13 protein-coding genes are annotated in these 13,159 nt (G+C 69.0%); 8 read left to right on the top strand and 5 right to left on the bottom strand.

What is annotated here, in order from left to right:
• Positions 1–51: 51 nt before the first annotated feature.
• A complete protein-coding gene (locus LI337_RS11280) occupies positions 52–1,266 on the top strand; it encodes a PQQ-binding-like beta-propeller repeat protein (protein ID WP_227229941.1) in 1,215 nt (404 codons plus the stop codon).
• Between the two features lie 90 nt (positions 1,267–1,356).
• On the opposite strand, the gene LI337_RS11275 is transcribed toward LI337_RS11280, so the two are convergent.
• Positions 1,357–1,677: a bacteriorhodopsin gene (locus tag LI337_RS11275; protein ID WP_227229940.1), complete on the bottom strand. Its 321-nt coding sequence runs from the start codon at positions 1,675–1,677 to the stop codon at positions 1,357–1,359.
• 16 nt (positions 1,678–1,693) lie between these two features.
• Positions 1,694–2,236 (bottom strand): TspO/MBR family protein, encoded by a 543-nt coding sequence (locus LI337_RS11270; RefSeq protein WP_227229939.1) that lies wholly within the window; start codon positions 2,234–2,236, stop codon positions 1,694–1,696.
• A 207-nt stretch (positions 2,237–2,443) separates the two neighbouring features.
• On the opposite strand from LI337_RS11270, the gene alaS reads away from it, so the two are divergent.
• Positions 2,444–5,212 (top strand): alanine--tRNA ligase, encoded by a 2,769-nt coding sequence (gene alaS, locus LI337_RS11265; protein WP_227229938.1) that lies wholly within the window; start codon positions 2,444–2,446, stop codon positions 5,210–5,212.
• Between the two features lie 90 nt (positions 5,213–5,302).
• Here alaS and eif1A read toward each other — a convergent pair whose 3' ends face one another.
• Positions 5,303–5,587, bottom strand: a complete 285-nt coding sequence (gene eif1A, locus LI337_RS11260; RefSeq protein ID WP_227229937.1) for a translation initiation factor eIF-1A — start codon at positions 5,585–5,587, stop codon at positions 5,303–5,305.
• A 133-nt stretch (positions 5,588–5,720) separates the two neighbouring features.
• Here eif1A and LI337_RS11255 point away from each other — a divergent pair, with 133 nt between their 5' ends.
• A complete protein-coding gene (locus tag LI337_RS11255; protein ID WP_227229936.1) occupies positions 5,721–5,900 on the top strand; it encodes a DUF7470 family protein in 180 nt (59 codons plus the stop codon).
• Between the two features lie 24 nt (positions 5,901–5,924).
• Here LI337_RS11255 and LI337_RS11250 read toward each other — a convergent pair whose 3' ends face one another.
• Complete coding sequence (locus tag LI337_RS11250) at positions 5,925–6,926, bottom strand: tyrosine--tRNA ligase (RefSeq protein ID WP_227229935.1); 1,002 nt, start codon at positions 6,924–6,926, stop codon at positions 5,925–5,927.
• A gap of 217 nt (positions 6,927–7,143) precedes the next feature.
• Here LI337_RS11250 and LI337_RS11245 point away from each other — a divergent pair, with 217 nt between their 5' ends.
• The 5 genes from LI337_RS11245 to LI337_RS11225 all read left to right on the top strand — a co-directional run bounded on the left by LI337_RS11245 (position 7,144) and on the right by LI337_RS11225 (position 12,259).
• Positions 7,144–8,913 (top strand): methyl-accepting chemotaxis protein, encoded by a 1,770-nt coding sequence (locus tag LI337_RS11245; protein WP_227229934.1) that lies wholly within the window; start codon positions 7,144–7,146, stop codon positions 8,911–8,913.
• A gap of 101 nt (positions 8,914–9,014) precedes the next feature.
• Positions 9,015–9,923, top strand: a complete 909-nt coding sequence (locus tag LI337_RS11240; RefSeq protein WP_227229933.1) for a hypothetical protein — start codon at positions 9,015–9,017, stop codon at positions 9,921–9,923.
• Between the two features lie 206 nt (positions 9,924–10,129).
• Positions 10,130–10,396 carry a DUF7967 family protein gene (locus LI337_RS11235; RefSeq protein ID WP_227229932.1) on the top strand — a complete coding sequence of 89 codons (267 nt, stop codon included), beginning with the start codon at positions 10,130–10,132 and terminating at the stop codon, positions 10,394–10,396.
• Between the two features lie 109 nt (positions 10,397–10,505).
• Positions 10,506–11,426, top strand: coding sequence for an ABC transporter ATP-binding protein (locus LI337_RS11230; RefSeq protein ID WP_227229931.1), 921 nt, complete (start codon positions 10,506–10,508; stop codon positions 11,424–11,426).
• The gene (locus tag LI337_RS11225) at positions 11,423–12,259 is read left to right on the top strand and encodes an ABC transporter permease (RefSeq protein WP_227229930.1); all 837 of its coding nucleotides are present in this window, start codon (positions 11,423–11,425) and stop codon (positions 12,257–12,259) included. Before LI337_RS11230 ends, LI337_RS11225 begins: the two co-directional genes overlap by 4 nt.
• Positions 12,260–12,322: 63 nt before the next feature.
• On the opposite strand, the gene hisH is transcribed toward LI337_RS11225, so the two are convergent.
• Positions 12,323–12,982 (bottom strand): imidazole glycerol phosphate synthase subunit HisH, encoded by a 660-nt coding sequence (gene hisH, locus LI337_RS11220; RefSeq protein WP_227229929.1) that lies wholly within the window; start codon positions 12,980–12,982, stop codon positions 12,323–12,325.
• Positions 12,983–13,159: the final 177 nt, after the last annotated feature.

The raw sequence follows: 13,159 nt of genomic DNA, 5'->3' as shown, positions 1-13,159 counted from the left end.
CCGTCCACGCCGGGCAGAAGGTTTGTCACCTCCGGCCGAGAAGTCGGGACGATGCCCTCCAGACGTAGCGTGCTCGCGGCGGCCGGTCTCGCCGGACTCGGCTCGTTCGCCGGTTGTGCCGGCGTCGTCGGTCGCCCGGCCCCCGACGACCCGCCGCCAGCCGAGACGCCACCGCTCGACGCCGAGCGACAGGTGTACGGCTCCGACGGCCAGTGGTCCAGTTTCGGCTGTAACGCCGGCAACACGCGGAGCGTCCACGGGATTCACGCCGGCGAGGCACCGGTCGACGACGTGACCGAGCAGTGGCGCGTCCCGGTCTCGCGGTCGCAGTTGCGGGCCCCGATCGTCGCCGACGGGCGGGTGTTCCTGCCGGAACGCGACGGGCTTCGCGTCCTCGACGCGGAGAGCGGGGCGGAACTGTGGCGAGCACAGGGTGTCGAGACCGCGCCCGTCGTGCGCGACGGGACGGTCTACGTCGCGGACAGGGCGGCGCCAGCAGTCCGTGCGCTGTCGGCCGCCGACGGGACCGAGCAGTGGACGACCGAGACCACGACCGCACCGGCCGGGCCGTCGATGTACCCCGGTCAGCCACTGCTCGTCGGCGTCGGGGAGCGAATCGTCGCGTTCGACCCGGCGACCGGCGCGGTCGCGTGGGAGCGTGGGTTGTTCGGGCGGGTGCTCGACCACCCCCCGATCTGGCAGGGGTACTTCGTCGCGGTCGCGACCGACGCGGGCGAGGTGGCGGTCCTGACGACCGACGACGGCCGGGGTCACTGGCGCGTCTCGCTCCCTGCTCCGCCGACCGGTCCCCCCTCGGCTGACAGCGACGCGGTGTACGTCACCTGCCGGGACGGCGTGACCTACGCGCTCGGGGGCGATTCCGGTAGCGGGACGGGACGCGTCTGGTCGGTCGACACCGGGTGGACGCCGCACGGCCTCGGCATCGAACGGGGACTCGTGGTCGCCGGGACGACGAGCGAGGTCCACGCGGTCGACAGCGACTCGGGGGCGGTGCGCTGGCGGCACGCACTCGGCGACTGGCGACACACCGCGCCGGCGTTCGGGCGGGACACGCTGTTCGTCGGCGGCGACCGACTCTGGGCACTCGACCCGACTGCCGGGAGTGAACTGTCGCGCGGGCCGGCGGTCCGGTTCGAGCGCTCGTTCCACGGGCGGGTCGGCCCGGGGCCGGTGTTGAACGACGGAACGCTGTACGTGGTCGCCGAGACCGGCCCGGAGTCGGCACACCTGCTCGCGCTCGCGTGAAGACGAATCGAGGGCGGCGTGGTCGGTCCGGGCTACCTGAACGCGGTCGCGGCCGTGGTCGGTCCGGGCCACCTCGGCGTCGCGCCGCGGCTACTCCAGCCCGGCCAGCACGATCCCGACGCCGGGCTTCAGCACCAGATCGAGTCCCACAGCGGCGACCGCGGCCGGCAGCCCCGGTACCAGCGCGAACCCCTCGGGGCCGAGGAGCCAGACCACGGGGTACAGCAGCCACACGCCCAGCACCGCGTTCCTGACACGCCGACCCCGCGCGGTCGCCTCGGCGGTGACCCGTACCACGAGCCCGAGCAGCGCGGGGTCCCGCGCTCGGCCGGTTCGGTCTCGGGCGCGCAGGGCGACTGCGCCCGCTCCGAGCACCATCCCGACGAAGCCGAGCCAGAGGTGGAGGGTCACGCTCGACCCACCGACCTCAGTTCAGTCGCCACAGTTCGAAGTTGAGCACCGCCGCGAAGCTCACCCACAGCAGGTAGGGACCGAGCAGGAGCGCCGCCCACCGGGAGACACGCCGGAAGGCGACCATCGTCCCGAGGATGGCGACCCACAGCGCGAGGATGATCCCGAGCGCCACGAGCGGTCGCTGGAGGCTGAAGAAGGCGGGCGTCCACGCGAGGTTCAGCACCATCTGGCCGGCGAACGCGCCGATCGCGACCCGAACCTCGCGCCGGTCGGTGCCCGCTCGCCAGACCAGCCAGAGTGCGACGCCCATGAGCGAGAACAGCGCGGTCCAGACGACGCCGAAGGCCCACCCCGGCGGGTAGAACCACGGCTTCGTGAGCGCGGCGAACCACGGCGACCCCGGGCCGCCGAGCAGCGCACCGCTCGCGCCGACGGCGTTGACCAGCAGGACGAACCCCCCGGCCGTCAGCAGGTCCCGGCGGTCGAGTCCGCCGGCCGACTGGTCGCCGGGGGACTGCCCGCCGGCGTCCCGCGTCTGCGTCTCGGAGACTGTCATGCCGACGGGGACGCTCGCCAGCAACCTAACGGTTCGGCTCCCCGGCGCTGGTGGTCTCCCGACCATCGGGAGGCCCCGCCGCGTGGCGGGCAGCAGCGCGCCTGCTGGCGCGACACCGACACCCCAGTATTCGGGTGTGTGGCCGACGCAGGCGGGCGATCGCGGTCCCGGAACCCTTTTGCCCGGTGCCGGGCCAACAACGTGCTAATGAGCGATCTCGAATCGGAGTACCGCCTCGACTATTTCGAGGAGAACGACTTCGTGCGACGGGAGTGTGTCTCGTGTGGCGCGCACTTCTGGACACGGGATCACGACCGCGACCTGTGCGGTGAACCCCCGTGTGAGGACTACAGCTTCATCGACAACCCCGGCTTCGACGAGGCGTACACCTTAGAGGAGATGCGGGAGGCGTTCCTCTCCTTCTTCGAGGACCACGGCCACGAGCGCATCGACCCGTACCCGGTCGCCGCGAACCGCTGGCGCGACGACGTGCTCCTGACGCAGGCGTCTATCTACGACTTCCAGCCCCTCGTCACCTCGGGCCAGACGCCGCCGCCGGCGAACCCACTGACGATCAGCCAGCCCTGCATTCGGATGCAGGACATCGACAACGTCGGCAAGACCGGGCGGCACACGATGGCCTTCGAGATGATGGCCCACCACGCGTTCAACGCCCGCGAGGAGGCCGGCGACAAATACGCCTACTCCGGCGAGGTCTACTGGAAAGACGAGACCGTCGCACTCTGTGATGAACTGTTCGAGTCGCTCGGCGCGGACCTCTCGGAGATCACCTACATCGAGGACCCGTGGGTCGGCGGCGGCAACGCCGGGCCCGCCATCGAGGTCATCTATCGCGGTGCGGAACTCGCCACGCTCGTCTTCATGTCGATGGAACAGGACCCCGAGGGCGAGTACGAACTGAAGGACGGCAACCGGTACTCGCCGATGGACACCTACATCGTCGACACCGGCTACGGACTCGAACGCTGGACGTGGATGAGCCAGGGCACTCCCACCGTCTACGAGGCCGTCTACCCCGACACCATCGACTTCCTGAAGGAGAACGCCGGCATCGAACACACCGACGAGGAGGCCGAACTGCTCAACCGGGCCGCGAAACTCGCGGGCCGGATGGACATCGACGAGGCCGAGGACATGGAGTCGGCCCGCGACAACATCGCCGACCGCCTCGACGTGAACGTCCGCGAACTGACGGACCTGATGGAGCCGATGGAGGACATCTACGCCATCGCGGACCACTGCCGGACGCTGGCGTACATGTTCGGCGACGAGATCGTCCCCTCGAACGTCGGCACCGGCTACCTCGCCCGGATGGTCCTCCGCCGCACGAAACGACTCGTCGACAACGTCGGCGTCGACGCCCCGCTGGACGAACTCGTCGACATGCAGGCGAAGCGGCTGGGCTACGACAACCGCGACACGATCCGCGACATCGTCAGGACGGAAGAACGCAAGTACCGGAAGACGCTCGAACGCGGCAGCCGGAAGGTCGAGTCCATCGCCGACGAGTACGCCGGCACCGGCGAGCCGATCCCGACCGAGACGCTGATCGAGTTGTACGACTCCCACGGCCTCCAGCCGGACATGGTCGCGGAGATCGCCGAGGAGCGCGGGGCGACCGTGGACGTGCCCGACGACTTCTACTCGCTCGTCGCGGCCCGCCACGACTCCGAGCAGGCCTTCGCCGACAAAGACGAGACCGACGACCGACTCGCCGACCTCCCGGAGACGGAGAAGCTCTACTACGACGACCAGGAGCGCACCGAGTTCGAGGCGGTCGTACTGGACGTCTTCGAGCGCGAGGAGGGGTACGACGTCGTCTTGGACCAGACGATGTTCTACCCCGAGGGCGGTGGGCAACCCGCCGACCGGGGGACGCTGACGGCCGACGACCTCACCGTCGAAGTCGAGGACGTCCAGACCCGGGGCGACGTCGTCCTCCACCGCACCGACCGCAACCCGGGCAAAGGTGAGTTCGTCCGGGGGCAGGTGGACGTGGACCGCCGGCGCGCCCTGATGCGGCACCACACCGCGACCCACGTGATCGGCTACGCCGCCCGGCAGGTGCTCGGCGACCACGTCCGGCAGGCCGGCGCACAGAAGGGCGTCAACTCCTCCCGGTTCGACGTGAGTCACTACGAGCGCATCACTCGCGCGGAGGTCAAGGAGATCGAACGCGTCGCCAACGAACTGGTGATGCGGAACGTCCCGGTCAAACAGGAGTGGCCCGACCGCCACGAGGCCGAGGAGAAACACGGCTTCGACCTCTATCAAGGTGGTATTCCGCCGGGCGAGTCGATCCGGCTGATCCACGTCGCCGACGACGTGCAGGCCTGTGGCGGCACGCACGTCAAGCGCACCGGCGACATCGGCGTCATCAAGGTGCTCACCACGGAACCGGTGCAGGACGGCATCGAGCGCATCGTCTTCGCGGCCGGCGACGCCGCCATCGAGGCGACCCAGCGCACCGAGGACGCGCTGTACGACGCGGCCGACGTACTCGACGTGAGTCCCCAGGAGGTGCCGGAGACCGCCGAACGCTTCTTCACCGAGTGGAAACAGCGCGGGAAGGAGATCGACCGTCTGACGGACGAACTCGCCGAGGCCCGTGCCAAGGCGGAGTCCGAGGAGGTCGACATCGACGGGACGTCCGCGGTGATCCAGCGACTCGACGCCGACAGCGACGAACTCCGGGCGACCGCCAACGCGCTGGCGGACGAGGGGACGGTCGCGGTGCTGGGCAGTGCGGTCGGCGGGTCGGCCCAGTTCGTCGTCGCGGTACCCGAGGGCGTCGGCGTGAACGCGGGCGAGGTCGTCGCCCAGTTGTCGGCGAAGGTCGGCGGCGGCGGCGGCGGCCCGCCGGACTTCGCGCAGGGCGGCGGCCCGGACGTCGAGGCGCTGGACGAGGCGCTGGACGAGGCGGCCGACGTGCTGCGCGCCGTGTTGAACGCGTAGACGTCCGGGCGTGTCGGCGCGGTTCGGTCGAGTGGACCGGTCGCTGGCGAGTGTCGAGAGCGACAGGTCGTTGGTCGACAGAGAAACGAGTTACTGGATGTGGCCTTCGTCGCGCAGTTGGTCCGCCTCGCTCTTCTCGTAGCGCCAGGCCACGTCGGCCTTCTCGTCTTGCCAGTCCCACGGTTCGACGAGCACCACGTCGTCCTCCCGGATCCAGATGCGTTTCTGCATCCGCCCCGGAATCCGGGCGGTGCGCTCGACACCGTCCGCACAGCGTACTTTCACGCGGTTCGCCCCGAGCATGTCTGTCACGACCGCGAACACCTCGTCCTCGTCGGGCATCCGCAGGTCGCGTCGCCCCTCGTTGTCACTCATACCTTCCAGTTCGTGGACCTCACTGTTAAATTCGCCGCCTGCGGTCGAGTGCCGCCGTCGCCCACCGCCCGACGCACCGCCGTTCCGGGCCGCAAACAGCAGACTTACGGAACACGTGTCGGGAGTGTGAGTCATGCTCGACAAACTCGGGACGCTGGGTCTCGTCGGTATCGTCGTCACGCTCGCGGGCCTCGGTCTCGTCGCCTACCAGGCCCCGCTGGTCGCCGCCGGGTTGTTTCTCGTCCTCGCTGGCATCGGCCTCGTCACGCAGAGTCTCGTCAAGAACGTGATGTCCGCGTTCGGGTTCGCCTGAGTCGGCGATCCAGCGACCTGGCGACTACCTGCCGTCTCGGGACTCGACGATCTGTGCTCTGCCGGGCGCGATCAGTTCGTCGAGGTACGTCGCGAGGGCACCTTTCGCGTCGGCCGGATGCAACTCGCCCGACTCCAGATCGTCGGCCAGCGACTCGTAGTCGTCGTAGGTGAGGTCGCCGCCGTACTGCTCCGGGCGCTCCACGACGACCGTCTCGAACCGGGGGAAGACGTGGTACTCGAAGATCTGCAACACGGGGTTCTCCCGTTCCCGTCCCTCGTCGTCGGGGTCCGGATCGCGCGTCGGCGGGCAGAACGCGCCGTTGACCTTCTGTTCGATGTCCTCGGTCGAGTCCTCCATCGAGATGGTGACTCCCTCGCTGGAGGACATCTTCCCGATCCCGGTGCCGAGATCGGCGATCAGCGGCGTGTGGAGGCAGGTCGGCGCGTCGTAGTCGATCTTGGGGAGTACGTCACGCGCGAGCATGTGGACCTTCCGCTGTTCCATCCCGCCGACCGCCAGATCGAGATCGAGGTAGACGATGTCCAGCGCCTGCATCAGCGGGTAGACCGCCTGTGAGACTTTGACGGTGTCGCCGGACTTGATCTCCGACATGGCCCGTTCGGCCCGCGAGAGCGACGTCTCCAGTTCCAGTTGGTGGAGGTCGGTGACGTACTCGCGGTCGAACTGGAACTCCGAGCCGAGGCGGAACTCGGTCTGCGACTCGTCGAGGCCGTAGGCGACGAACTGGTCGCGCATCCGCTCGGCCACGTCGGCGATCTCCTCGAAGGTGCCCTTCCCGTTGAGGTAGGCGTGGACGTCCGCCAGCAGGACGACGACCTCGAAGCCCGCCTCCTGCAGGTCGATCAGCTTGTTCGCCGTCAGCATGTGCCCGATGTGGAGGACGCCGGACGGCTCGTAGCCGACGTACGCCCGCTTCCCCTCGGGGTCGTCGGCCAGCGCCTCCACCTCCGCCTCGGTGACCACCTCGGAGACGTTCCGAGTGAGCAACTCGTGTGCGTCCATGTCTCCGGAGTGGCGGGGCTCCGGTTTGAGCGTTCTGGAAGTGTGCCACGGCGTCTGTGGGCCACGGCTCGCCCGGTCGTGGGAAGATTTAACACAGATTGTTCGACACGTAGAGTCGATGGGGCAGAACGTGTTGGAACGAGTATGGAATCGACTCTCGAGGAACGTCGGAACGCGTGAATCTGCCGATTTCGCGGCCGACGGTGGGTCAGAGGACGTGTCGGACGATGTGCACGTCGGCGAACACGGTGCCAGCGAGGGCACCGGCGGCGACCCACGAGAGGGAGACGCTGACGACGCGTCGACCGCCCCAGACGACGTGTCCAGCAGAGTCCACGTCGGCGAGGCGGCGGTCGCGCGGGCACAGCGTGAGCGTAGTGGCGACGCCGGACACGAGGCCGGCGACACGAACGACAGGCCAGCCGACAGCCCCGCCCCGCCGACCGCCCGCGCCGGGATGACGGTGGCCGAGGGGACGATCCTCGACGGGGTCGGCGCACCGATCTTCATGCTGGACGCGGGCCACGAGGTGATCGCGTGGAACCACGGCCTCGAACAGTTGACAGGCGTACCAGCCGAGGAGGCACTGGGGTCGACCCACGCCAGCGAGGCGTTCTACCCGGATGGTCGGCGGGCGAAGACGCTCGCGGACAAGGTGCTCGACGAACCGGAGGCCGCACACGAGTCGTACGACATCACGCTCGAGGACTCCGACCTCCCGCTGTACGGCGACACCAGCACGATGCTCGACCGCCACGGCACCGAGCGACACATCTCGTTCACGGCGATGCCGATCCGCGACGCCGGCCAGGTCGTCGGCGTCGTCGAGACGGTCCACGACAGGACCGAGGACGTGCGCCGACACCGGGCAATCTCCGAGTTGGTGGACGAACTCCAGACGACCATCCGACGACTGGTCGGCGGGGAGTTGGCCACCAGAGCCGAGTTTACCGGCGACCGCGAGGCGGTGGACGACGGCCTCCTGTCGGTCGTGGACGAACTGAACGAGATGGCCGAGCAGTTCGAGCAGTTGACCGGTCGCGTCGACCGGAAGACGGCCGCACTCGACGCGGCCGTCCAGCGTGCCGTCGAGGCCGCCGCCCGCATCGACCGGCACGTCGAGGCGCAGAACGACCTGCTGGACGAGGGGGCGACCGAGATGCAGTCTTTCTCCGCGAGCATGGAGGAGGTCGCCGCCACCGCCGATCAGGTGAACGCGGCCGCAGAGGGTGCGAGCGAGGCGGCCGCCGACGGACTGGACGCGAGCGAGGACGCCCGCGAGGTGACAGACGAGGTGATCGAGACCAGCGACGACCTCGTCGCCAGCGTCCAACACCTCGGCGAGCGCATGGACGACATCGAGTCGGTCGTGGAGGTCATCTCCGAGGTGGCCGAGCAGACCAACCTGCTCGCGCTGAACGCGAACATCGAGGCGGCCCGCGCGGGCGAGGACGGCGACGGCTTCGCGGTCGTCGCAGACGAGGTGAAGGCCCTCGCCGAGGAGACCCGCACCCACACCGAGGAGATCACCGACCGGATCGCCGAACTGCAGGCGGAGGCCGACCGAACCGTCGACGCGACCGAGCAGTCCCACGAGCGGATCGAACACGCCGGCGAGCGCATCACGACCGTCCTCGAAGCGTTCGACGCCATCGCCGAGTCGATCGACGAGGCGGCACGGGGCGTCGTCGAAGTCTCCCGCGCGACCGACGATCAGGCCGCGACCGTCGAGGACCTGACGGCGACCATCGAGACGGTCCAGGGGTACGCCGAGAAGACGGAGACCGCGACCGACGAGATCGTGGCCGCGACCGACGCCCAGTCCGACGCCATCGACGAGTTGGGCGAGAGCGTGGCGGACCTCCGGGGCAACGACGAGGTCGGCGCGACCGTGGAGGCCGACGGCGGGATCGTGTCCGGCGAGAGGGAAGCCGGTACGTCAGGCGAGACCGGATTCGTGCCCGCCGATCCGGTCGATCCGGAGTGAGATCGGTCGATCGTGGCGCTCGTGGTGGCCGCTCCGACAGTCTTCGATCACGCATTCTGCCACCGTAATCTACTTGCTCGGCCGCCGGCTCACTCGGAGGCGTGCAGAACCCCGCCGCTGCCGGTCCCCTCCAGACCCCGGAGCGACTGGAGACACGTCTCGCCGTCGTCGCCGGTCTCTACGTCGCGGCGCTCGTCTCGCCGGCACTCACCCTCGCCGTCGCGGAATCGCTCCGACTCGCCAGTGAACTCCTCGCGCTCGGGCTACTGGGCGTGGTCGGGATACTCGTCACGGTCGTCGTCACGCGACTGGTCACGCGCCGGGGTGAACTGGTGGCGTGGCTCCACTCGACGTGGGTCGGGGTGCTCGTCCCAACGGTCGGGATACTCCCGCTGCTCGGCTACGCCGGCGACGCCTTCCTGTCGCTCGCGTTCTTCGTGTCCGGTCTCCAGGCCGAGACCGCCGCGACCCTCGTCGGCGCGGTGGGCTTCGGCTTCGGACTGGTGGCCTGTCTCCTCGGCAGTCTGCTCGTCACGATGGGTCGCAACCGACTCGTCGCTGCGACGGTGGACACCGACGAGGCCGGCGACGTCGCCGCCGAGTGGACCGCCGGGTGGCCGCGCCGCGCCCGACTCGGTCTCCTCCTCGTCGTCTTCGCGGTCGCGACTCCCGTCGTGGGACTGGCAGTCTGGCGGTTCGGCTGGCAGGCGCTGATGCCGCTGCCTGCGCTCGGGGTGACCACGATACTCGTCGCCTCGACGCTGGCTGGCGAGCGCACGTACCGCGTGACGCCGGCCGGGTTGGAACAGCGCCGCGAGACGCGGTTCACCGTCGCGCGTCGGCTCACGCCGTGGTCGGACTTCGAGGGCTTCACGCTGACCGACGACACACTCGTCGTCCACCGCCGCTCGCTCCACCTCGACGTTCGGTCTTCGCGCTGGGACATCTCGATCGCCGACTCGAACGTCGTCGCGGCGCTGGACGCACACCTCGACCGCCGGAAGTCGTAGCCACTGCGCTCCTCGACCGCCGGAAGTCGTAGCCACTGCGCTCCTCGACCGCCGGAAGTCGTAGCCACTGCGCTCCTCGACCGCCGGAAGTCGTAGCCAGTGCGTTCCTCGGCTACCGGAAGTCGTAGCCACTGCGCGTCTGGACCGCCGGAGTCGTCGCTCGCTCGATAGTCAGTTTCTCTACCCCTCGGTTCGACACTCGGCGTATGTCCGAGACCGTCCGCTGTTGGCTCGTCGAGCGATCCTACACGAGCCGAGACCTGATCGTGCTGGAGTACGCCACCGAGGACGGCGAACGCGTCTACCGGAAGGAGCTCTCGGCGGCCGTGATGCACCAGCAGGGAACGACCGTCACCGCCGGTGTCGAGGTCGACCCCGACGACCTCGCGGAGAGCGACCCAGAGGACCGCGAGCGATACGCGACCGAAGCGACCCGGATGGCGAAGGAACACGACCCCGACGACGAAGTGTGAGAACGGGGTTGGCGAATCGGGACCGTGTCGCTACAGCCTCCTTCGAGACGTGTCGATCTACGAAACAGAAGCCAAAACCCTTTATTCCGAACCGGGGCAACCCCGCCCCATGGCCGCCATCGAGTTGGACGGAGTACGAAAGGAGTTCGGCGACGTGACAGCCGTGGACGGCGTCGACCTCACGGTCCCCGAAGGATCGATCTACGGCTTCCTCGGGCCGAACGGCGCGGGCAAGTCCACGACGATCAACATGCTGTTAGACTTCGTGCGCCCGACGAGCGGGGAGGTCCGGGTGCTGGGCAGAGACGCTCAGTCCGACAGCGTGACGATCCGGGAACGACTCGGCGTCCTGCCCGAGGGGTTCGACGTGTACGACCGCCTCACGGGCCGGAAACACGTCGAGTTCGCCATCGAGTCGAAGGAGGCCGACGCCGACCCCGACGCGATCCTCGACCGGGTCGGCCTCTCGGACGCCGTCGATCGGAAGGCCGGCGGCTACTCGAAGGGGATGCGCCAGCGACTCGCGCTCGGGATGGCGCTCGTCGGCGATCCCGACCTGTTGATCCTCGACGAACCCTCCTCGGGACTGGACCCGGCGGGCGCGAAGGAGATGCGCGAGATCGTCCGCGAGGAGGCCGAACGCGGGACGACGGTCTTCTTCTCGTCGCACGTGCTCGGGCAGGTCGAGGCGGTCTGTGACCGCGTCGGCATCATGCGGCAGGGGACACTCGTCGCCGAGGACAGCGTCGAGGGCCTGCGCGAGGCCGCCGGCGCGGACGCGACCCTCCGCATCGACACCGCCGGGATCGAAGACGGGGCAGCCGAGGCAGTCGAGTCGGTCGAGGGCGTCACCGGCGTCACGGTCGAGGGCGACAGCCTGTCGGTCTCGTGTGACAGCGACGCCAAGACTGCGGTCCTCACGGCGCTCGAATCCTCGGGCGTCACGGTCGAGAACTTCGAGACGGAGAGCGCGTCACTGGAGGACCTCTTCTTGGCGTACACCGAAGAGGACCGGGAGGTGACGGCATGAGTTGGCAGGCGATCGCCCGGAAGGACTTCCAGGACGCCCTCCGGTCCCGGTGGCTCCTCGCGCTGACGACGCTGTTCGTCCTCCTCGTCTCGGCGGCGGTCTACGTCGTCCGCCCCGCGTCGGGCCAGACCGTCTCCTCGAACGCGGTGGTCAACTTCATCATCGTCAAGGACGGCTTGGTCACGACGCTGATCCCGCTGATCGCGCTGGTGATGGCGTACGCCGCCGTGGTCGGCGAACGCGAGTCGGGGTCGCTGAAACTCCTGCTCTCGCTGCCCCACTCGCGGTCGGACGTGGTCCTCGGGAAGGTGCTGGGGCGCGCGGCGGCCATCGCCGCGCCCGTCTTCGTCGGCTTCCTCCTGCCGGGGTTCATCCTCCTCCTGATCCCCGGTGTGACCTTCCAGCCGGGCTACTACCTCGGCTACACCTTCCTGACCGCGTTCCTGGCGACCGTCTTCGTCGCCATCGCGGTCGGCTTCTCGGCGGCGGTCTCCTCCCAGCGGTTCGCCATCGGCGGCGCGATCGGGATCTACTTCCTGTTCGTCCCGCTGTGGGGCGTCGTCCGGTTCCCGCTCCAACTGTACCTCCAGTTCGGTGGCGGTCCGAGTTGGCTCCCGGTCTCCGGGGCGGACCTGCTGGAGTTCCTCCGCCTGCTCAACCCGGTCGGCTCGTTCAAGATCGTCATCAACTCGTTCATGGCCGGGTCGCTGTTCGCCAGCGCACAGGGCGTGCCGAGTCCCCGGATGCAGATCGCGGCGCTGTCGATGCTGCTGGCCTGGCTGCTGGCACCGCCGCTGCTCGGTCTCTGGCGGTTCGAGAACGCCGATCTGTGACGCGCGCGGTCGGACTCAGTCGCTCGCGTCGGCCGCCGACCGTCCGGCGATCACACCGACAGCCTACCGGTCCGCGCAGAGTTCGACGAAGTTCTTGAGGATGCGCAGGCCGGTCTCGCCGCTCTTCTCGGGGTGGAACTGCGTCCCGAAGACGAGTCCCGACTCGTCGGCGACGATCGAGGGGAAGGAGACGCCGTAGTCGGTCGTGGCGACGACCGCGTCCTCGTCGTCCGGTCGCGCGTAGTACGAGTGGACGAAGTAGGCGTACTCGCCGTCGACGCCCGCGACGAGCGGGTGGTCACGTTCGACGTGCAGTTCGTTCCAGCCCATGTGGGGCACCTTCTGGCCCTCGGCGAACCTGACGTTTCGACCGGGGATGAAGTCGAGTCCCTCCACTTCACCCTCGCCGGCGTGGTCCGCCTCCTCGCTGGAGGTCAACAGCATCTGCATCCCGAGACAGATGCCGAACACTGGCTGGCCGCGGTCGACCGCCTCGCGGAGCGGTTCGCGGAACGGGCCGGCGTTGTCCATCCCCTCGCTGAACGCGCCGACACCCGGCAGGACGATGCCGTCGGCGTCGTGGAAGTCGGCGGGGTCGTCGGTGATCGTCACGTCCGCGCCCGCGCGTTCGAGACCACGGGTCGCGCTCCGGAGGTTCCCCAGGCCGTAGTCCACCATCGCCACCGAGGCGAGCGTCTCCTCGGGTGGCTCCATCAGACTCATGGGAGCGGCTACGCCGACGCCGTTGAAGTGCGTTTCCGTTGGCGCAGTCGGCACCGACGCGCGGCACCGACGCTCAGTAGTCGACGGCGACTCTCCGTAGTCGACGAATCCCGGTCGCGGGCGGCCGTCCACCGGCGTCCGTGCGACACTCTAACTTCCCGCGTACGTACCTCAGAA

The organism is Salinirubrum litoreum (assembly GCF_020567425.1).
Taxonomy (GTDB): domain Archaea; phylum Halobacteriota; class Halobacteria; order Halobacteriales; family Haloferacaceae; genus Salinirubrum; species Salinirubrum litoreum.
The sequence above is the reverse complement of the archived record's forward strand: the minus strand, read 5'-3'. Positions and strand labels throughout refer to the sequence as shown.